General features: G+C 35.6%; 19 protein-coding genes and 1 pseudogene. 16 read left to right on the top strand and 4 right to left on the bottom strand.

Going from position 1 to position 20,150, the window contains the following annotated elements:
* Positions 1–128: 128 nt before the first annotated feature.
* Complete coding sequence (accB, locus tag Q0X52_RS05490) at positions 129–581, top strand: acetyl-CoA carboxylase biotin carboxyl carrier protein (RefSeq protein ID WP_297575833.1); 453 nt, start codon at positions 129–131, stop codon at positions 579–581.
* Positions 581–1,912 carry an acetyl-CoA carboxylase biotin carboxylase subunit gene (locus Q0X52_RS05485; protein ID WP_297575830.1) on the top strand — a complete coding sequence of 444 codons (1,332 nt, stop codon included), beginning with the start codon at positions 581–583 and terminating at the stop codon, positions 1,910–1,912. Before accB ends, Q0X52_RS05485 begins: the two co-directional genes overlap by 1 nt.
* Positions 1,913–2,058: 146 nt before the next feature.
* Here the strand turns inward: Q0X52_RS05485 and Q0X52_RS05480 are convergent, their stop codons facing one another.
* A complete protein-coding gene (locus Q0X52_RS05480; protein WP_297575828.1) occupies positions 2,059–2,898 on the bottom strand; it encodes a peptidylprolyl isomerase in 840 nt (279 codons plus the stop codon).
* Positions 2,899–2,973: 75 nt separating this feature from the next.
* Here Q0X52_RS05480 and gltX point away from each other — a divergent pair, with 75 nt between their 5' ends.
* From gltX to Q0X52_RS05460, 4 genes are read left to right on the top strand one after another with little or no spacing between them, the layout of a single operon-like run.
* On the top strand, positions 2,974–4,362 hold the full coding sequence (gltX, locus tag Q0X52_RS05475; RefSeq protein WP_297575826.1) for a glutamate--tRNA ligase: 1,389 nt from the start codon (positions 2,974–2,976) through the stop codon (positions 4,360–4,362).
* Positions 4,349–5,617, top strand: a complete 1,269-nt coding sequence (locus tag Q0X52_RS05470) for a malic enzyme-like NAD(P)-binding protein (protein ID WP_297575824.1) — start codon at positions 4,349–4,351, stop codon at positions 5,615–5,617. Before gltX ends, Q0X52_RS05470 begins: the two co-directional genes overlap by 14 nt.
* Position 5,618: 1 nt before the next feature.
* Positions 5,619–6,242, top strand: a complete 624-nt coding sequence (gene upp / locus Q0X52_RS05465; protein WP_297575878.1) for a uracil phosphoribosyltransferase — start codon at positions 5,619–5,621, stop codon at positions 6,240–6,242.
* Positions 6,239–6,925 carry an MqnA/MqnD/SBP family protein gene (locus tag Q0X52_RS05460; RefSeq protein ID WP_297575822.1) on the top strand — a complete coding sequence of 229 codons (687 nt, stop codon included), beginning with the start codon at positions 6,239–6,241 and terminating at the stop codon, positions 6,923–6,925. Before upp ends, Q0X52_RS05460 begins: the two co-directional genes overlap by 4 nt.
* Before the next feature lie 105 nt (positions 6,926–7,030).
* On the opposite strand, the gene Q0X52_RS05455 is transcribed toward Q0X52_RS05460, so the two are convergent.
* From Q0X52_RS05455 to selA, 3 genes are all read right to left on the bottom strand, one after another.
* Complete coding sequence (locus tag Q0X52_RS05455; RefSeq protein ID WP_297575819.1) at positions 7,031–7,747, bottom strand: thioredoxin fold domain-containing protein; 717 nt, start codon at positions 7,745–7,747, stop codon at positions 7,031–7,033.
* Between the two features lie 75 nt (positions 7,748–7,822).
* Complete coding sequence (gene selB, locus Q0X52_RS05450; protein WP_297575817.1) at positions 7,823–9,640, bottom strand: selenocysteine-specific translation elongation factor; 1,818 nt, start codon at positions 9,638–9,640, stop codon at positions 7,823–7,825.
* Between the two features lie 9 nt (positions 9,641–9,649).
* On the bottom strand, positions 9,650–10,981 hold the full coding sequence (gene selA, locus Q0X52_RS05445; protein ID WP_297575815.1) for an L-seryl-tRNA(Sec) selenium transferase: 1,332 nt from the start codon (positions 10,979–10,981) through the stop codon (positions 9,650–9,652).
* 150 nt (positions 10,982–11,131) lie between these two features.
* Here selA and Q0X52_RS05440 point away from each other — a divergent pair, with 150 nt between their 5' ends.
* The 10 genes and pseudogenes from Q0X52_RS05440 to Q0X52_RS05400 all read left to right on the top strand — a co-directional run bounded on the left by Q0X52_RS05440 (position 11,132) and on the right by Q0X52_RS05400 (position 20,144).
* Entirely contained in the window at positions 11,132–11,716 is a 585-nt protein-coding gene (locus Q0X52_RS05440) for a hypothetical protein (protein ID WP_297575813.1), read from the top strand.
* Positions 11,717–11,810: 94 nt separating this feature from the next.
* A complete protein-coding gene (locus Q0X52_RS05435; protein ID WP_297575811.1) occupies positions 11,811–13,475 on the top strand; it encodes a 4Fe-4S dicluster domain-containing protein in 1,665 nt (554 codons plus the stop codon).
* Positions 13,472–14,122, top strand: coding sequence for a molecular chaperone (locus Q0X52_RS05430; RefSeq protein WP_297575808.1), 651 nt, complete (start codon positions 13,472–13,474; stop codon positions 14,120–14,122). Before Q0X52_RS05435 ends, Q0X52_RS05430 begins: the two co-directional genes overlap by 4 nt.
* A 169-nt stretch (positions 14,123–14,291) precedes the next feature.
* Positions 14,292–14,483, top strand: coding sequence for a Tat pathway signal protein (locus tag Q0X52_RS05425; RefSeq protein ID WP_297575806.1), 192 nt, complete (start codon positions 14,292–14,294; stop codon positions 14,481–14,483).
* Positions 14,484–14,493: 10 nt separating this feature from the next.
* Positions 14,494–14,760 (top strand): annotated as a pseudogene (locus Q0X52_RS07905) (hypothetical protein); the annotation flags it as partial.
* A 21-nt stretch (positions 14,761–14,781) separates the two neighbouring features.
* Complete coding sequence (locus tag Q0X52_RS05420) at positions 14,782–17,409, top strand: formate dehydrogenase subunit alpha (protein WP_367173576.1); 2,628 nt, start codon at positions 14,782–14,784, stop codon at positions 17,407–17,409.
* Positions 17,410–17,419: 10 nt separating this feature from the next.
* Entirely contained in the window at positions 17,420–18,031 is a 612-nt protein-coding gene (fdh3B, locus tag Q0X52_RS05415) for a formate dehydrogenase FDH3 subunit beta (protein WP_297575802.1), read from the top strand.
* A gap of 384 nt (positions 18,032–18,415) precedes the next feature.
* Entirely contained in the window at positions 18,416–19,237 is an 822-nt protein-coding gene (locus tag Q0X52_RS05410; RefSeq protein ID WP_367173575.1) for a helix-turn-helix transcriptional regulator, read from the top strand.
* Positions 19,228–19,734: a hypothetical protein gene (locus Q0X52_RS05405; RefSeq protein ID WP_297575800.1), complete on the top strand. Its 507-nt coding sequence runs from the start codon at positions 19,228–19,230 to the stop codon at positions 19,732–19,734. The genes Q0X52_RS05410 and Q0X52_RS05405 overlap by 10 nt, the downstream gene beginning before the upstream one ends.
* Positions 19,734–20,144 (top strand): hypothetical protein, encoded by a 411-nt coding sequence (locus Q0X52_RS05400; RefSeq protein ID WP_297575775.1) that lies wholly within the window; start codon positions 19,734–19,736, stop codon positions 20,142–20,144. Before Q0X52_RS05405 ends, Q0X52_RS05400 begins: the two co-directional genes overlap by 1 nt.
* The last annotated feature ends 6 nt before the right edge of the window (positions 20,145–20,150 follow it).

The following is a 20,150-nucleotide window of genomic DNA, read 5'->3' as shown; positions in this document are numbered from 1 at the left end:
TCTATCCCTAAATTTCAAACTATCCAAGCCAAATTTATCCTATAGCCAAATTTGAATTGCTAAATTAATTAAATTTTATATTCTTTTTAGATAGAATAGCCTATTTAAATCATATTGGGAGAGAACTTATGAAAAAAGAAGAGATAAAGGAACTTATGCAGTTCTTTGAAGAGATTGGCATTGCAAGAATGAAGATAAGAGAGGGTGATTTTCAAATTGAGCTTGAAAAAGAGATAGAGAGCTCTTTGCCTAAAAAGTGTCCATCAGTTCAAACTCAACCAGCACCACAACCTCAAACTCAAACTGTAGAGATTGTAACAAGAGATGCCTCAAATAAAAGCAAAGAGAGTATAAAGTCGCCTATGGTTGGAACATTTTATGTAGCGCCAGCACCAGGAGAGGCTCCATTTGTAAAGGTTGGCGACAAGGTTAAAAAGGGCGATATTGTAGGTATTATTGAGGCGATGAAGATAATGAATGAGATAGAGGCTGAGTTTGACTGCAAGATAGTAGAGAGCTTGGTAGAAGATGGACAACCTGTTGAGTTTGGCATGGGACTATTTGGAGTGGAGAAGCTCTAATGGAGATAAAAAGAATTCTTATAGCAAATCGTGGCGAGATTGCGCTTCGTGCTTTGCGAACTATACAAGAGATGGGAAAAGAGGCGGTTGTTGTCCATTCAACTGCCGATAGTGACGCACTCTATCTACGATATGCGGATGCATCTATTTGCATAGGTGGAGCAAAAAGTAGTGACAGCTATCTAAATATTCCAGCTATCATCTCAGCAGCACAAATTAGCGAGTGCGACGCTATTTTTCCAGGATATGGTTTTTTGAGTGAAAATCAAAACTTCGTTGAAATTTGCGAGAAAGAAAATATCAAATTTATAGGTCCTGGTGTTGAGGCAATGGCTTTGATGAGCGATAAAAGCAAGGCAAAAAGTCTTATGAAAAGAGCAGGGATTCCAACTGTTCCAGGAAGTGATGGCGCTGTAAAAAGTGTTGATGAGGCAAAAAACTTAGCCAAAGAGATGGGCTATCCAATCATCTTAAAGGCAGCAGCGGGAGGCGGAGGCCGCGGCATGCGTGTCGTAAATAAAGAAGATGAGATAGAAAAGGCATTTTGGGCGGCTGAGAGTGAGGCGCTTACGGCATTTGGCGATGGCACAATGTATATGGAAAAATATATACTCTGTCCAAGACATGTTGAGGTTCAAATTTTGGCTGATGAGCATGGAAATGTAGTTCATATGGGCGAGAGAGATTGCTCTTTACAGCGTCGCCATCAAAAGCTCATCGAAGAGACTCCAGCTATCATTTTAGACGAAGATACTAGAGAGAGACTTCACCAAACAGCCATCAAGGCTACAAAGGCAGTTGGCTATGTGGGAGCTGGAACATTTGAGTTTTTGGTAGATAAAGATCTAAATTTCTATTTTATTGAGATGAATACTAGACTTCAAGTAGAGCATACTATAAGCGAGATGGTAAGTGGTCTTGATATGGTCGAGTGGATGATAAGGATAGCGCAAGGCGAAAAACTTCCTAGCCAAGATGAGATAAAACTTAAAGGTCATGCTATTGAGTGCAGAATAACTGCAGAGGACTCAAAAACATTTATGCCAAGTCCAGGTAAAATCACAAAATATGTAGCACCAGGTGGCAGAAATGTAAGAATGGATAGCCATGTCTATGAGGGCTATACTGTGCCGTCATTTTATGACAGTATGATAGGCAAACTTATAGTTTATGACGATAACCGCCAAAGAGCCATTGCTAAGATGAGAGTAGCGCTTGATGAGCTTATAGTTCAAGGCATTAAAACTACTAGAAATTTCCACCGCAATATGATGGAAAATGAAGACTTTTTGGAAAATAACTTCGATACTAACTACTTAGCTAGACACTAAAGAGACTCCAAAGGCTTGTCCTTTGGAGCTTTAAATTTGAACTCTTAAATTTGAACTCTTAAATTTGAACTCTTAAATTTGAAGTATAAATTTGGTATTTTAAATTTGCAGTCTTAAATTTGGAGCCTAAATTTGAAATCTTAAATTTAGAGTGTTTTTCTATCTACAAATTTAACAACTGCTTTTGAGCGGAGCGTCTCAAAATACTCATTGCTCTTTATCTTTCTTAACTCTTGCATATAGAGATGCCCAACCTCTTCTTTAACCTCTTTGAATGGTCTTTTTACTAAACCACTTTTGTGATTGATGCGAATCACCTCAAAATAGGTACTTAAACTAGGAATGATATCTGTAAATTTGCCATTTGGGATACTTCCAAAAAGAGCGGCAGTTTGCGGATCTAACTCATTTGTTGCAAGCTCCAAATCTCTTTCAACAACTTCAGGTCCCTTTTTGCCAGTTTTTATTAAATTTTCTAACTCCTCTTTTGTTGCCGCAAAAAATCTAGAGACAGAGATTGTCTTATAGCTTGAAAAAAGGTCGATATTTTGCTCATAAAAAGCTCTAATTTTCTCATCTGAAATTTGGCTATTTAGCTCTGCAAATAACGCTCCGTAAAGCTTTTCTTTCTTAAGGTCATCCTCTATTTGATCTCTTAGTTGCTCCATGCTTATTTTCTGTCTTATTAGCTCTGCTTGAAATTGTGCGTCGTTTATTTTGTTTTGTCTTTTTATTTGTGCAATTCTATAGTCTATCTCATATGGAGTTACAATTATATTTAGCCTCTTTATCTGTGAATCAAGCAGTTTTTGATCTATCAAAATATTGATCGCATCGCCTCTGTTTAGGCCTCTTTTTGTTAGTTGTTTTATCTCATATTCTGTTATTGGCTGGTTATTTACAAGCGCAACTACTCTGTTGATAACCTTTGCATTTAGGCTAGAAAAAGAAAGTAACAGGGCAGTTAAAATAAGAGTTTTTTTCATAATAGACCTTTAATTTTGTGATATAATGGACGATTATAACATTTTTTGATTAAATAGATTGATAAAAGGATTGAGATGATAGTTACCCGTTTTGCACCTTCGCCTACAGGATATCTTCATATTGGCGGGCTTAGGACAGCACTTTATAACTATCTTTATGCAAGGGCAAATGGTGGTAAATTTTTGTTACGCATAGAAGATACTGACTTAAAAAGAAACTCCAAAGAGGCTGCCAAAGCCATAGTAGAGGCCTTTGAGTGGTGCGGACTTGAGTATGATGGTGAGATTGTCTATCAAAGTAGTAGGTTTGATCTTTATAAAAGCTATATAGATAAGTTGGTAAAAGAGGGTAAGGCTTATAAATGCTATATGAGCAAAGAGGAGCTTGATGAGCTTAGAGCCAGACAAATTGCAGAGAAAAAACGTCCGATGTATGATGGAAGATATAGGGATTTTAAGGGCGAACCACCAAAAGACAGAAAGCCAGTTATCCGTATCAAATCCCCACTTAGTGGCGAGATAGCCTTTAATGATGGCATAAAAGGCGAGATTAAGTTTCAAGCTAGCGATATACTTGATGATTTTATTATTGCACGAGATGATGGAACGCCTACATATAACCTTACAGTTGTCATTGATGACGCTTTGATGGGCGTAACTGATGTAATAAGAGGCGACGACCACCTTTCCAACACTCCAAAACAGATAGTTTTATATGATGCTCTTGGCTTTAAGGTACCACATTTTTGGCATGTTGCGATGATAAATGGAAGCGATGGACAAAAGCTCTCCAAAAGACATGGCGCAACCGATGTTATGGAGTATAGAAACATGGGCTATCTAAGCGAGGCATTGCTAAATTTCTTAGTTCGTCTTGGTTGGAGTCATGGCGATGATGAGATATTTAGCATGCAAGAGCTAAAAAAGATTTTCAATCCATCAAACATAGGCAAATCCTCAAGTACCTTCAACCAAAGTAAGCTAGAGTGGCTAAATCAACACTACATAAAGACTCTGCCAGTAAAAAGAATGATAGAAGAGCTTAAATTTTTTGGTCTAAATTTGGAAAACAATCCAAAAAAAGAGCTTATAATCCAAGCTTATAGAGAGAGAAGCAAGACTTTACTAGAGATGAGTGAGAGTATTAAATCGTTACTCAATAGACCAGAGAGTTATGACAAAAAGGCCTATGAGAAGTTTATTAACGAAAAGAGCGTAGAATTGCTTAGTGAGTTTAGTCAAATTTTAACCAAAGATATGAAAGCAGCCGAGTTAGAAGAGTTGGCTAAAGAGTTTTTAGATAAAAGAGGTCTAAAACTAAAAGATATCGCTCAAGCTTTAAGAGTTGCCATAACAGGAAGCGCTGTTAGCCCCTCTATTTTTGATGTGATTGAGATTTTGGGAAGTAGTGAGATTAAATTTAGAATAGAACAGATCAAGGAGAAGAGTAATGTCAGATTTTAGCAAAGAGGCATTGGAGTATCACATAGGTGGAAAGATAGCAATTGATGTTAAAAAACCTTGCACCACTTCAAAAGAGCTTAGTATGGCTTATAGTCCAGGAGTTGCTGAGCCTTGCAAAGCTATTAAAAAAGAGAGTGAATTAGCCTACAAATACACAAACAAAGCAAATTTAGTTGCAGTTATAAGTAATGGTAGTGCAGTTTTGGGTCTTGGAAACATTGGAGCGCTTGCTAGCAAACCTGTTATGGAGGGCAAAGCAGTTTTATTTAAAAAATTTGCAAATATTGATAGCTTTGATATTGAGATAGATGAGAAAGATCCCGATAAGATAGTAGAGATCTGCAAAGCGATAGCGCCTACATTTGGCGGCATAAATTTAGAAGATATTAAAGCGCCTGAGTGCTTTGCAATAGAAAAGAAGCTTCAAGAGTTGGTTGATATCCCTGTTATGCATGACGATCAGCATGGAACAGCGATGATTACGACTGCTGGACTTATAAACGCACTTGAGATATCCAAAAAGAAAATTGATAAGATTAGGATTGTAGTAAGCGGAAGTGGCGCCTCTGGGATCGCTTGCGCAAGGATGTATAGAGCGCTTGGTGCGAAAAATATAGTTATGCTTGACTCAAAGGGAGTAATTCACACAAAAAGGACAGACTTAACAGCGCAAAAGGCGGAGTTTGCCATCGATACAGAGCTTAGAACTTTAAAAGATGCCATTAATGGAGCCGATATGTTTTTGGGACTTAGCAAAGCGGGCGTGCTAAAGGGCGAGATGGTAAAGTCCATGGCGCCAAATCCTATTATATTTGCACTGGCCAACCCTGTGCCAGAAATCTATCCTGAAGAGGTCCATAAAGTAAGAGATGATGCGATGGTAGGAACTGGCAGAAGTGACTATCCAAACCAAGTAAATAATGTCTTGGGCTTTCCATTTCTCTTTAGAGGTGCACTTGATGTAAAGGCCAAAAAGATAACCGAAAACATGAAAATGGCAGCGGCAAAATCACTTGCAAAACTTGCAAAAGAGCCAGTAAGCGATGAGATTAAAAAGCTAGTTGGCAATGACAAACTAGCCTTTGGCAAAGACTACATCATACCAAACCCTTTTGATAGTAGAGTTTTGCTAGAAGTTGCGCCAGCAGTTGCAAAAGCAGCAGTTGATGATGGAGTTGCAAGAGTTAGAGATTTTGATATCAAAGAGTATAGAGAGTATCTCAAAAAAGAGATATTGCCTCACACCTATAACTAAAATGCAAAATATCAAAGAGATATCACACCCGCTAATAGCTCATAAACTCTCGCTATTACGGGAAAAAAGTGTCGATCCTTTTCAGTTTAGGATGCTAATAGATGAGATTAGCTACTTGATGATATTTAAGGCTTGCAGCGATTTGGAGCTTAAAGATGTTGAGATAACAACACCTATTTGCAAAACAAAGGGTAAAAAGCTAAAGACAAAGGTTATGATTTGCCCGATTTTGCGAGCTGCTCTTGGTATGCTCGATGCTGTGTTTAAGATTATTCCTGATGCAAGTGTTGGATTTTTGGGCTTTCAAAGAGATGAAAAAAGCTTAGAGGCAGAATTTTTCTATGCAAAACTTCCAAAAGATTATAAAGATAGAATTACCATTGTCATAGATCCGATGTTTGCAACAGGTGGCACAGCGATAGATGCAGTTAAATTTCTAAAAGAAAAGGGTGTTGAAAAGATTAAATTTATCTCTATTATCGCCGCTCCTGAGGGACTTAAGAGATTTAGCGAGATCTATCCTGATGTTGAAGTTTATGTAGCTGCTATTGATGAGGGCTTAAATGAAAAGGGTTATATCGTTCCAGGGCTTGGAGATGCTGGAGATAGGGTGTTTAATACTTGATTTTTGGAAAAATTGATTATCTAAATTTACTACCTTTTCATGTGTTTTTAAAAAGGTATCCGCTTCCGAGCTATGTCAAAAAGACAATTGAGTTTAAAAAGGGAGTGCCTAGCTTTCTTTGCAGAGAGCTTTATAGCTTAAGAGTCGATGCAGCGGTTATCTCAAGCATAGAAAGCAGGCACAAAAAATACCAAAAACTTCCCATGGGCATAGTTGCCAAAAAAGAGGTTATAAGCGTTTTGGTTAAGAAAAACACACCACCCAAGCTAGACCCCGCTTCCAAAAGTTCCAATATGTTAAGCGCTATTTTGGGTTTAGAGGGCGAAGTTATCATCGGCGATAGAGCGCTTAAGGCTTATTTAAGTGATGGCAAAGAAAAGTTTTATGATTTGGGCAGGGTTTGGCACGAAAAGACAGGATTGCCATTTGTCTTTGGGCTATTTTGTGCTACAAAAAACAGCTCTTTTTATAAAAAACTAATAAAAAGTTTCCACAGACAAAAGATCCACATTCCACAATATATCCTAAAAAACTACTCACTTAGTAGAGATATCGTGCCCAAAGAGATAAGGTGGTATCTACAATACATCAGTTATAAAATCGGTCAAAAAGAGCGTAAGGCGCTTTATAAGTTTAACAAAGAGGCAAGAGCACTTAACTACAATCCAACAAAAAGAGCTTAAATTTCAAAGTTTTGAGCGGCTTAAATTTCAAATTTAAAATAGTTGAAATTTAAACAAAGAGTTGAAATTTAAATAAAAGACAAAGAGCCCAAAAGGGCCCTAAATTTATTTTAGCTCACTTTTATCTACGATAAATGGAACGGCGTTGATACCAGCCATAAAGTATTTTTCTGCCAATGCCTTAGCAGCTTGAATCTCGCTCTCCTCTATCTTCAAAGTGCTATCATCAAAGTTTTTGTCATAATACTTCTTAAGTATTGCGATTTTGGCTTTGTCATCTTTTGCCTTTGCTATCTCTTTGTAGATGGCAGCACTCTTTTTGTGACCAGCATCGCCATGTATCGAAGCCATGATTATCTCAACATTTGTATCTTTCAATCTATCATCTATCATATCCATCTCATGTCTGCAATATGGACAGTCAGTATCAGTAAAGATAACAACAGTTGCCTTTTTGTTGTCGCTACCTAGCTTGATGATGTTTTTTGGATCTTCATTTTTATAGATCTTTGCAACGCTTGACTTGACTAACTTTTGCTCAAAAGCGCTCTTTAGGGACTCGCCACTATTGACATCTACTAGATCAAAGAGTAAAAAGTCACCATTTGTAAAAAGCACAGACTCTTGTGACATCTCGCCTTGGCTCATCTTTAGTGTCACTGCCTCAAAACCAGGCGCTTTATCTAGTGGTACTCTATCTACTATCTCTATCTTTATATCCTTTGGAAGATGTGGATTTTGGTAGAGTTTTAAAATCTGCTCGTTTGTAGCTGCAGATAAAATGGCTGTCATAGCAACTAGTGATAAAATAATTTTTTTCATATTTAACCTTTGTAAGAAATTTTCTAATGATAAGCAACTATTATAAACATATTCCAAATTCAAATCAATACATCATTATATAAATGATCTTTTATTGTCGCTGTTTTGGATATCGGCAAAGCCATCAAGATACTCAAGATAGGCGATGGCAAACTTTCTGCTAAGTCCTAGCTCATCTTTTAAAATCGTCACATCAATACTTCCGTGCTTTTTGATAAGCTCTCTTAGTTGTTGCAAAAGTAGCGTTAAATTTGGCGTTGTGATAAAGAGATTGTGCTGAAGTCTTACTACCTTTTTAGCACTTGTTAGGCTCTTTAGTGCATTGTCGCCACTAACTCTATCGATATCTAAAAGATCATAGATATTGTATGGTGCAACTGGCTTATAACCGCCATTTTGAAGCTCTCTATAAATCTCATCTTTTAGTGTTTTATTTAACTCTTCAAAATCAACTCCGCGCTTTATATAAACTCCAGCTTTTTCTTCAATGAGATTTTTGCTAACCATCTCATCTATGGCCTTTTGAACCAAAGTTGTACTTGCCCAAGAGAGCCTAAGAGCGATACTTTGGGCTGAGAAAATAGCATTGTTGTTTTTGGAGATAATAAACCCAATAAACTTACCTACCTCCAAAATAGCGCTATTTGGATAAATACAAAGCCCCTCTTTATCAACAAATACTTGATTTAGCGAGCTTGCGACTTCTAAAGCTTCTTCATGGGTTAGATCAAATCTTTGAAATGATGAGATAAGTCCAAAGCCGTGTTTGTGAGTGGTGGTTAAAATCTCAAAAACTTTTTTAAAATCTTTTTCTAAAAGGCATTTTAAAAACTCTATTTTTTGAGCTTTTTTAAGTGGTTCGCTAATTGGGTTTAAAACTCTTCCACCACCAATCACACGCGAGTTTTCAAGCACTACAAAAGCTTCGTTAAATTTCAAAAATAGCTCTTTTTCAAACTTAAAAGTTACAAAACTTTGCTCTTCTTTTGTGCTTAAAACCAAAGCTTTTGCTGCGATTTGCCTACTTCCAACGCAAAAAATAACCTCACTTGTATGAGAAATCTCTCCATAAAATACAGTATCAATCTCTTTAAAGCCTCTAAAAAAGCCTTTTTTACTTAAAATATAGCCTTTTTTAAGCTCGCTTGTTTTTGCATTTGCCAAGTTTAGTGCAACTCTGTTTGGATGAGTGGCAAATTTGGTAAACTCATCATGGACTTGAATGCTTTTTACTAAAAACTCTTTATTTATATCTAGGCAAAAAAGCCTTTCATTTTCTTTTATAGTGCCCTCTATCAAACTTCCAGTGACAATTGTCCCAACTCCTTTAAAGCTAAAAACTCTATCGATATAGTATCTTGTTAAGGCACTTTCTTCACGTTTTTTAGGCTTTAATGTAAATAAAAAGTTTTTAAGCTCAGTTATGGAAAGCTCATCTTTTATGCTTACAAAAAAGGTCTTTAAAACTTCTAAGTTTTTAAAATTTTCTATATATTTAAGAGTTTGGTTTTGGGCGCTAACCTGCTCGCTTTTACTTGTTAAATCGCACTTTGTGATACATAAAATCAAGCTTTTTACATTAAGAAGTGATAAAATTTGAATATGCTCTTTAGTTTGAGGCATAAGAGAGTCGTTACTTGCTACAACTAGCATCGCCGCATCAAATGCATAGGCTCCTGAAATCATAGTTTTAACTAAGTTTTCATGTCCAGGAACATCAACAAAAGCGATATTTTCTTCACCTTTTTTTAAGTTTGAAAAGCTTAAATCAATTGTTATGCCTTTTTCGATCTCACTTTTCATCTCATCACCCTCAAAGCCATTTAGCGCTTTTATGAGTGAAGTTTTGCCGTGATCTATGTGTCCTGCAGTGCCAATTATCATACTTTGCATTAAATATCCTTAAGGCTGTTCGCTAAAAATTTCGTTGCAAATTTTGATTAAATTTTGCAAGTCTTTATCCATTATGCTTCTAAAATCAAGCATAAATTTATCATTTTCAATTCTTCCAATAACTCTTTTTTCTCTAAATTTTTTCTCTAACCCTATCGGGTTTTCCAAAAAAGCTAATGCAATGCTAGGATACTCCCTACATGGAAGCGTTCCACCACCTATAAAAGTTTTTGTTTTTACCACTTTTGAGGGAGCTGCTACATTTGCTTTTACTAAATTTGCCATATCGGTTAGCTCATCGATGTCTTTGTAAATTTGATGAGTTGTTTGGATGAGGTTAAATTCTTTGTTGATGTAGGCTTTTAGGGTTTCATTTAGGATACTTAGAGTTATCTTATCAACTCGTAGCATTCTTAAGAGTTGATTTTTTTTAAGTTCATCTATCAACTCTTTTTTACCCAAAATCAGCCCACATTGCACACTTCCAAAAAGCTTATCGCCGCTAAAGCTAACTAAATTTACAGCGCTTTGAAGAACCTTTTTAAGTGGTGGTTCATGAGAGCTTAAAGAGTATGGAAGTTCATTTACATAAGCACTTCCTAGGTCATAATAGCTTATTAAACCGCACTTTTTAGCCAAATTTGAAATTTCACTTGCACTTACATTTTGGCTAAAACCTTGAATGTTGAAGTTTGATTGATGAACCTTCATAAGCATTTTTGTGTTTTCATTGATAGCTTTTTCATAGTCGTTTAAATTTGTTTTGTTTGTTGTGCCAACTTCATGCAAAATCGCACCTGAGCTTGCCATGACTTCTGGAATTCTAAAGCTTCCACCAATCTCAACTAACTCGCCTCTACTAACGATAACTTCGCTATTTTTGGCAAATGTATTTAAGACTAAAAAAACAGCACTTGCATTGTTATTTACAACAAGCGCGTCCTCACAGTCAAAAAGCATGGAACAAAGCTTTGCTGTGTAGTTGTATCTTAGCCCTCTTTTTCCAGTTTTTAAGTCATATTCTAAATTTGAATATGAAGTTATGGTTTTTTTAGCTCTTTTTAAAATTTCATCATTTATCACACTTCTTCCTAAATTTGTATGAATCACAACGCCAGTTGCATTTATCAAGGGCTTTAACTCTAGATTTTTATAAATTTCATACTCGCTTTTTATCGCCTCAATAATGCCTTGCTCATCTTTATATTCTAAATTTAAAAGAGCTTTTTTTCTCTCTTTTTCGATAATTTGTTTGGCTAAATTTAAAACAAGTGGATAAAAATAGTCTTTAAATTCAGCCAAATTTGCGATTTTATCCACTTTTGGCAGAGCTATTTTCATATAAACTCCTAAAATTTGGTTATGTGAGTATAACATTTTTTAAATACAACAATTTTAACATTAGACAAATCCAAAGCCTTTTTTAAAAATTTAGCTATAATTACTAATCGCAAAAAATGTATCGGCGAAAATTTTTAAAAAGGATAATAAATGATATTTCAAACACTTCAAACAAATCTTACAAATTCAGATGAGCGCTTAAATTTAGCTAAAAAATTAGGTTACTATAGTTTAGATAAGCTCAATCAAGCTCTTTTAAAAATCACACAAGCAAAAAGTCTGGATGAGTTTTTGCAAAATGGGTATTATGACTATTTTTACACTTCTGAAAATTTAGTTCTTAAACTAGCCAAAATTTATGGCTTAGATATTTTAGATGAGTTAAATCAGGCAAAAAAGCTAAACGATGAGGTAAATAAATATAAAAATAGTTATATTTATATCGATACAAATTTCAAAAGAAATACCGAGCCTATTTTTATGCTAGCGATGATGCAAGGCGTTCGATATCTTTATTTTGATAAAAAAGAGTTGGTTTTTAAAAGTTTAGATAAACAGCTTCAATTTATCTCAAAAGTTGTAAAAAATCACTATAAAAAGATAAAAAAACTGCCTTTGTTTGGCGAGATAACTGGGTATAAATTTAACCATTTAGGTAAAAATTATAGCTTTGATACAGACGGAATACCGCAAGATAGAGAAATTTATGAAAGTGTTGCATGGATAGAAATCTAAATTATTTATGGTTATTAGCAGCTACTAATTTATGGTTTAATTCAAATTAAAACAATCATTATAAAATTGTCTAATTTGCAGTTAAGGAAGATAGATGAAAGAATTTGCATATTTAGATAATGGGCTAGAAGTTGTAATTCCTGATGAGATAGAGGAGCTAAAAGCGCCAAATGATGAGCATTATCTAGTTAGTAACTCACCAAATTTAAAGGCTGAAATTTACGCATCTGAGATTGATTTTTATCTAAAAAACAGTAAAGATAGCGTTTTACAAAAAGCTAAAAATTTAAACATTTTATACGAAGCAAGAGCCAGTGTTTTTGACTTGGCAAAAGATATGGATTATGAAAAAAATGTTGGCAAAAATGTTATTTTGATAAGCGATAAAGATCGCACAAATCTGACCGAAATTTTAAAGCAAAATGGCTACAAAGTGATAAATTTAACTCACGCTGAAGTTAAGTTTTTATACGGTGAAATTGGTGATTTATACACAACAGTTTTGAGTGCAAATGATGAGTTTGAGGTAAAAAGCGACTTTGTTTTAGTTGATGGGATAAAAGAGTATATGCTAAGACAAAGTGGAACTTTGGATATTGGCATTTTAACAGATGAGGAAATTTTAAAATATCTAGATGAAAAAACGCCAATTTACCACTATAAAAGCGCCATAACTTATGATGATAAAATTTGCCAATACCACAAAAGAAGAAGCGAGCACTGTGCAAAATGCGTTGATATCTGCCCAACGGTTACGATTTTAAAAGATGATGAAAAAAAAGAGCTAGTTTTTTCGCATATTGATTGTGTTGGATGTGGCGGATGCGTGAGTGTTTGTCCAAGTGGGGCGATTGATTATGCAAAGATGCCAAGTGAGGCCTTTTATGATGTAGCTTTGAAATTTAAAGATAAAAAAATAGTTATAACACCAAGGATTATGGATCTAGAAACCTGTGATGTTACCCTTGATGAGGGAGTTTTGCCATTTGCTATAGAGGGAGAGAAGTTTTTAAGTCAGACTCATTTTATGACGCTTTTACAAGAAAGTGGAGCAAATTTGATCTTTTTTAGTGATGTTATCGCACCAGGAGTTAAAGAGTCTATAGATTTAGTAAATCAAATAATAAAAGCTAAGTTTAACGAAGTTGGAATTTTGGTTGCAAAAGATGAGACCCAGCTTAGAAAACAATTAAAAGAACTTAAATTTATAGATGGGCTTAAATTTCACATGAATGAGCGAACTCTATCAAAAAGAGAGATTTTTTCAAAAAGAGTTTTGCATATTGTAGGCGATGATGACCTTGGCGTTGCAAAAAGTGGCGAGTGGGTAAGATATGGAAAAGTAAGCATCGATGAGAGCACCTGTACGCTTTGCTTGAGTTGTGTAGGTGCGTGTAATGTTGCAGCGCTAATTGCCGATGAGAGCGATAATTCTATCAAATTTAACGCCTCACTTTGTACAACTTGTGGATACTGCATACAAAGTTGCGCTGAAAAAGAGACGATCTTTTTAGAGCGTGGTGAAATGGAGCTTAAAAAAGAGTATTTTGAGTATCAAACTTTGGCAAAAGATGAGCTTTTTAAATGCATTGAGTGTGGAAAAGAGTTTGCTACTACAAAAGCTGTTTTAAAAATAGCCTCTATTATGAGTGAGAAATTTAAAGATGACGAATACAAACTTAGGGCACTTTATTGCTGTAGCGATTGCAAGGCAAAAATAATGATAAAAAAAGCGATGGAGAGAGGAGAAGCGATATGAATGAACTAGCAAATTTAAGAGCCTATTATTATGAGTTTATAGCATTTACGCTCTTTTTTACGACAGATAAAAGCAAGTTTCAAAGATGGCAAAAACAGCTCTCTTATCTTAGTAAAGAGCCTATTACAAAGGAAGATGGGGCGGCATTTGAGAGTTTAGTAAAGATGAGTTTTGAAGAGTTTATGCAGGAGCAAAATGAGCTATTTTTCGACTTTTCTTTTGCCAATGTCCCATTAAGCGCCTCTTTTTATCTTGAAGGACGAGATGAGGGCGAGGCAAAACTTAAAGTGATAAATATATTGCGAAAGACCAAATTTAGGCGAGATGAGGGCAGTTGCAAAGATAGCGAGGATTTTATCGGCTTGATCTTTATGTTTATGGCAAAGCTTTTAAATTTAAACGAGCAAGAGCTTGCACAAGAGCTTTTCAAAACCATTATCAATGAGTTTGAGGGGGAGTTTTGCTATCTTTTAAAAACTCACAAAAGGGCGCACTACTTTCAAAGTGTAGCCAATATTTTTGATAGTTTTATGCAACTTGAACGCTCAGTTTATGGGGTTTCTAAGCAAGAGATGAAACACATTGCCGCAGAGTCACTTGCCAAAAAACCATATATAAGCAAGATTGAGACCTTTGATATTGATTAGAGAGAGTTAAATTAAAATTAAACTTAGTTATTAGTTTTTGGTTGTAAGAGTTAAATTTATTGATTTTGCTAAAATTACTACATAGATTCGGATAGCAAGCCAAGTTTTATTTACATTTGATATGTAAATTTGAGTTGCAATAGTTGAAATTTCTACAAAGGAGTCTAAGATGAAAAAAGAGCGTAGAGAATTTCTTAAGAAGTCATTAAAAACAGCTGCTGCTACGGCGGTTGTTACAGCGGCTGCGCTCCATGCCAAAGAGAGCGGTGGTAGCGGAGTTGTGAGTGGCAAGGCTAAGAAAAATGAGGTGCTTTATTTTAAAAGTAAGGCTTGGCAACAATACTACGATATAGCTTATTAAGGAGTAAAAGATGAGTAATAGCATCGGAAGAAGATCCTTTTTAAAGCTTGCTGCTTTGGGAGCTGGTGGAAGTACGCTTTTTGGTAGCGACGCTGATGTTTTTAGAACAGCAACTAAGCAAGAGGTACAAAATCCATTTCCAAACTCAGTTATGAAAAAGACCATCTGTTCTATCTGCTCTGCAGGTTGCGGAGTAGTAGCTGAGGTTGATGAGGCAAGCAATACATGGATAAGACAAGATATGGCGATAGACCATCCGATAAGTCAAGGAAGCCACTGCTGTAAGGGAATCGATCAAATGGACTTAACAAAGTCTAAGATGAGATTAAAATACCCACTCAAAAAGGTAAATGGCAAGTGGGAGAGAATTAGCTGGGAAACCGCCGTAAATGAAATCGGCGATAAGATGCTTAAAATCCGCGAAGAGGATGGACCTGACTCAGTTGAGTTTTTAGGTTCGGCGAAGTTTTCAAACGAACAGGCATTTTACTTTAGAAAATTTGCAGCATTTTGGGGAACAAACAACATAGATCACGTTGCTAGAATTTGACATAGTGCAACAGTCGCCGGTGTGGCGAATACTTGGGGTTATGGCGCTATGACAAATCACGTTGGAGATGTTGCTGGCAATGCTAAAATGATGTTAGTAATTGGAGCAAATCCAGCAGTTGCAAACCCAGTTGGTGCGATGAAACACATCTTACAAGCCAAAGATAGAAACAACGCAACTTTAGTTGTGGTAGATCCTGTCTATACAAGAACAGCGGCAAAAGCCGATCTTTACATCAGAATTAGACCAGGAACTGATATAGCATTTGTCTATGGAATGCTTCATCTTATCTTTAAAAATGGTTGGGAAGACAAAGAGGTCATTAGAACTAGAGCTTATGGTATCGAAGAGATACGAAAAGAGGCAGAAAAATGGACGCCGCAAGAGGTTGAAAATGTAACAGGCTGTAAAGCGGAGGTGCTTATACAATTTACAAAGATGTTTGCTACAGCAAAACCAGCAACTCTATTTTGGTCACTTGGTATCACACAGCACTCAGTTGGTCACTCAAATACAAGAATTTTATCAATACTTCAACTAGTTTTAGGAAATATGGGCAAAGAGGGTGGCGGAACAAACATCCTTAGAGGTCACGATAATGTTCAAGGTGCAACCGATATGAACTGTTTGGCTGATAGCTTGCCGGGATATTATGGACTAGGGGACTTTGCATTTAAACATCACTGCAAAGGTTGGGGCGTTGATTTTGATGAGTTTGTAAAAAGATTTGCTGTTTCAACCAAAGAGCCACGAGAGAAGTTGGGCGAGCCAGTTAAAGGGACAAATTTCAAAGAGTATTTTTATCACGATCCTGCAAATCCTGAAGATAGAAATTGGCGAAATGAAAAGGGCTACTCTCTTTCTAAGTGGTGGCAGGGTGTCTTAAAAGAGGAAAAAACTCACTCAAGCGGAAATTTGAGAGTTCTTTGGGTGCAAGGAACGGGCATTACCTCTATGGCACACACTACCAAAATTCAACAAGCACTTGATAAGCTAGATATGTTAGTTGTCGCAGAGCCATTTTTAAATGAGGTTGCAATCCTTAGCGATAGACCTGATGGCATTTATGTTTTGCCTGTTGCAACTCAGTTTGAAAGCGAGGGCTATGTAACAGCTACAAATAGAGCCGCTCAGTGGAGAACACAGATTATAAAGCCTATTTATGAAAGTAAAGAAGATCAAGAAGTGATGTTTTTATTTGCTAAGAAATTTGGCTTTTATGATGAGTATGTGCGCGGTATGAAGATGGGCATTGTTGATGGCGAGATAAAACAGGTCAAAGATAACTTTAAGTGGCCAGATGATGCAACTGATGAGATAGCAAGAAATACTCAAAGCATAGGAAACAACGGAAGAACTGCCGCAAGACTTAGAAAACATCAAGAAAATTGGCACAACTTCGATCCTGATACACAAATGGGAAGAGGTCCAGTTGAGGGCGAATACTACGGACTTCCATGGCCTTGTTGGGATGAAAAGCATCCAGGCACACCGATACTTTATGACATCTCTAAGCCTTATGTAGAAGGCGGTATGGGCTTTAGAAATAGATTTGGACTAGAGCACAATGGGGTAAATCAACTAGCTGATGAGAGCATAACTTTACCTGGTTCAAAAGTAAAAGGTGGATATCCACAAATTACAAAAGAAAACATTGAAAAAGTTTTATGTATTACTCTAACAGATGAAGAAAGAAGAAAGATGGGACCTAGCTGGAGTGATGATTATAGTGGAATTATTGCTAAAAAATGTAGAGAAGCTGGAGTTTGTCCATGTGGCAATGCAAGAGCAAGAGCTATTGTTTGGGAGTTTGCCGATCAAATTCCAAAACATAGAGAGCCTATCCACTCACCAAGGTGGGATTTGGTTAAAAAATACCCAACATGGGAGGATCAAAAGCGAAACTTCCGTGTTGCAAGTAGATTTATAAGCGAACAGCAGGAGAAAGATTGGAGTAAGGAATTCCCAACTATTATAAGCTCACTTAGACTTGTAAATTTAAGTGGTGCGGGCATGATAGAGAGGACTTCCAAATATCTTGCAGCCATCACACCTGAGATGTTTGCACATGTTAATCCAAGCTTAGCGGCAAATTATGGTATAAGAAATGGCGATATGATGTGGATCCACTCGCCGCAAGGCACAAAGATAAAGGTAAAGTGTATCTATTCGCACTCTATCACGCCAGATAGGATTTGCCTACCATATAACTTCGCAGGAGTTATGCAAGGCATTGACTTGAGCCACAGATATCCAGAGGGAACCAAGCCTTACGTAATAGGCGAGAGTTCAAATACAGTAACAAACTACGGTTTTGATCCAGTTACTCAAATTTCAGAGTTCAACGCCGGACTTTGCAGACTAGAAAGAGCTTAAGGAGGGCATTATGGCAAGAATGAAATTTTATGTAGATACCGATAGATGTATAGCATGTTATGGTTGTCAAGTGGCCTGCTCTTCAGCTCACGAAGTGCCTCTTGGGATTAACAGACGAAAGGTCATCATACTAAATGAGGGCGTTGTAGGCAAAGAGTATGCAAGCACTATCGCTTGTCAGCACTGCACCGACGCACCTTGCGCGCAAGTTTGCCCAGTAAAGTGCTTTTATATTAGAAAAGATGGCATTGTTTTGCACGATAAAAAGACCTGTATAGGTTGTGGATATTGTCTTTATGCTTGTCCATTTGGTGCGCCGCAATTCCCACGAGATGGCGCTTTTGGCATAAAAGGCGAGATGGATAAATGCACAATGTGCGCAGGCGGACCTGAAGAGACTAACTCACATGAAGAAAGAGAGCTTTATGGACAAAACCGCATAGCCGAGGGCAAAGTTCCAATGTGTGCTGCTATCTGCTCGACAAATGCTTTGTTGGTTGGCGACGCGACAGAAGTTTCCAATATCTATAGAAAAAGGATACTTTCTAAAGGCGATGGAGTTGGCAAAAGCATGGGAAAAGGCAAAAACAAAGCGGCTAGAATGGAGCTTGATAGCTTCTAAAAAAAGGGTCTGTAAAGACCCTTTATCATCTGAAATTTAAATAATTCAGTGAAATCTAAACACCCAAAAAACTAAATTTGATATGAAATTTAACTAAAGCTTAAAATCTAGTTTTTATAATTAAAACTACAATTTTTATGATAACAAATCGCCTTACCAACAACAATAAAAACACTATTCTAAGCAACTTCATCACAAAGTGTTGCAAAATGAATTAATTTAATATTTATGTTTTTTATAATTCAAAGATGAAGCAACCTTTCATTTAAATTTGATATCATACTCTCCAAATATAAAAACTACTAATGGATAGCAAATGATAACTAAACTCAATAAAACGTCGAGGGGGGGGTTCGCCTAAAAAGCGACTATGATAAACTTGGCATACGTCTTGCTAGGATTATCACTCTTTTGTTGTGTGGCGAAAAACTTGATGTAGATGAGCTTGCAGATGAGTTTAATGTCACAACTAGAACCATTAGAACAGATTTAAATAAAAGGCTTATTCATCTTCCTATTGTCTGCAAAAATGGCAAATATTTTTTATCGGATAATTCAAATTTAAAAAATTATGATTTTATAAATTTTAGTAAAAAAAGCGGAGTTTTTGGACTTTATCCAAGCATCGACAACTTAAACGAGGATAATTTTGTAAAAGGTTTTGACTATGAAAAGATAGATAAAAACTTTTTTGATAAAATTCAAAACGCTATTGCAGACAATCAAACATTAAATTTCACATATAATAACAAAAATAGAGATGTCAATCCCTATAAACTTATAAATTTAAACGGTATTTGGTATCTTATAGCAACTGAGGGTGATATTATAAAAAATTTCTCACTAGGAAAAATCTCAAATTTAAAAATCTCTAAACATTTTAATAAAAATGCAAAAATAACAAAATTTATTGAGGACAATCACCAAACTTTCATCTCAGCAAATCCGCTAACTATAAGGTTAAAAGTGGATAAACAAATAAAAGAATTTATAACAAGAAGAGCTATTTTTCCAAATCAACAAACAATCAAAGAGCTTGAAGATGGAGATATCATCATCGAGACAAAGGCTAGTTTTATACCGGATATTTTGGGAATTATAAGCTATTGGATACCACATATTAGCATTTTAGAACCACTTTATTTAAAAGACGAGTTATTGAAAAATATAAAAAATTATTTAAAAAAGGAGAAGCAATGTTTTTAAGTCAATTAGAAGACCATTCAAAACAGGCATTTTTGGATTTGGCTTTGATTTGTGCTAAGGCCGATGAAAATTTAGACAATAAAGAAGCAGAAATTTTAGAAATTTACTGCGACGAAATGGGGATTGCTAAGCCAGCAAAGACCTACAAGGCGGATTATATTGTTGATTCTTATGAAAATGATCCTAAAAAATATTATAGTGAAGTTGAAGAAATAGTTGCAAAGATAGAGCGCGAGCCAAGGGATAGCATTATAATACTTTTTGAATTATTTATCATGATACATGCTGATAATTTGGTCGATAATGTAGAAAGAGATATTATCAATAGACTAAAAAAACTAATTGCAAATAATTGGAATTACAAAAAATATCAAATTATAAATTTATCTGTTTTAGAAAATAGTGCAAGAGCATTAGCTGCTCAAATGGATATGTTAAAACAAATTGAACTTACAGCTCAGATGACTGAACTAGAATTAATTCAAAAGGATATATGATGTTTTTAAAAGAATTTAAAAATGATGAAATAAGAAAAAATTTAATAAAACTTGCAGCTGCTTTGTCTGATGATTTAGAAATAGCTAATTATTATATAGCTGAAATTAATCTTGAGTGTGACGAAGGATTTAATAGCGAATTTAATGAAATTTTATCTTTAAAAAATAATGAAGAAGAGCTCAAAGAAGCAGTTTTAAGATTATTAGATGGAGCTGATTTTAAATTTTATCTTGAGTTTTTAATGATAGTAAGTCTAAATCCAAATAAATTTACTAATGAAATCAAAAAAGAGCTGGAAGGAAAATTAAATTTATCTGAAAATTTAATATCTTTATCAAATAATTGGGCGATAAATACAGCTTCTCATATAAATAATGCCATAAAAATTATAGATAGCGTTAAGCAATAAAAGGAG

This window comes from uncultured Campylobacter sp., assembly GCF_947255105.1.
GTDB lineage: Bacteria > Campylobacterota > Campylobacteria > Campylobacterales > Campylobacteraceae > Campylobacter_B.
The sequence above is the reverse complement of the archived record's forward strand: the minus strand, read 5'-3'. Positions and strand labels throughout refer to the sequence as shown.

Excerpts from the sequence above, each read along its gene's own strand:
- selB (WP_297575817.1), bottom strand. The coding sequence starts at position 9,640 with ATGCAAAGTATGATAATTGGCACTGCAGGACACATAGATCACGGCAAA.
- gltX (WP_297575826.1), top strand. The coding sequence starts at position 2,974 with ATGATAGTTACCCGTTTTGCACCTTCGCCTACAGGATATCTTCATATT.
- Q0X52_RS05405 (WP_297575800.1), top strand. The coding sequence starts at position 19,228 with ATGTTTTTAAGTCAATTAGAAGACCATTCAAAACAGGCATTTTTGGAT.
- Q0X52_RS05435 (WP_297575811.1), top strand. The coding sequence starts at position 11,811 with ATGAAAGAATTTGCATATTTAGATAATGGGCTAGAAGTTGTAATTCCT.
- Q0X52_RS05455 (WP_297575819.1), bottom strand. The coding sequence starts at position 7,747 with ATGAAAAAAATTATTTTATCACTAGTTGCTATGACAGCCATTTTATCT.
- Q0X52_RS05470 (WP_297575824.1), top strand. The coding sequence starts at position 4,349 with ATGTCAGATTTTAGCAAAGAGGCATTGGAGTATCACATAGGTGGAAAG.
- Q0X52_RS05440 (WP_297575813.1), top strand. The coding sequence starts at position 11,132 with ATGATATTTCAAACACTTCAAACAAATCTTACAAATTCAGATGAGCGC.
- selA (WP_297575815.1), bottom strand. The coding sequence starts at position 10,981 with ATGAAAATAGCTCTGCCAAAAGTGGATAAAATCGCAAATTTGGCTGAA.
- Q0X52_RS05430 (WP_297575808.1), top strand. The coding sequence starts at position 13,472 with ATGAATGAACTAGCAAATTTAAGAGCCTATTATTATGAGTTTATAGCA.
- Q0X52_RS05425 (WP_297575806.1), top strand. The coding sequence starts at position 14,292 with ATGAAAAAAGAGCGTAGAGAATTTCTTAAGAAGTCATTAAAAACAGCT.
- fdh3B (WP_297575802.1), top strand. The coding sequence starts at position 17,420 with ATGGCAAGAATGAAATTTTATGTAGATACCGATAGATGTATAGCATGT.
- Q0X52_RS05400 (WP_297575775.1), top strand. The coding sequence starts at position 19,734 with ATGTTTTTAAAAGAATTTAAAAATGATGAAATAAGAAAAAATTTAATA.
- Q0X52_RS05480 (WP_297575828.1), bottom strand. The coding sequence starts at position 2,898 with ATGAAAAAAACTCTTATTTTAACTGCCCTGTTACTTTCTTTTTCTAGC.
- accB (WP_297575833.1), top strand. The coding sequence starts at position 129 with ATGAAAAAAGAAGAGATAAAGGAACTTATGCAGTTCTTTGAAGAGATT.
- Q0X52_RS05485 (WP_297575830.1), top strand. The coding sequence starts at position 581 with ATGGAGATAAAAAGAATTCTTATAGCAAATCGTGGCGAGATTGCGCTT.
- upp (WP_297575878.1), top strand. The coding sequence starts at position 5,619 with ATGCAAAATATCAAAGAGATATCACACCCGCTAATAGCTCATAAACTC.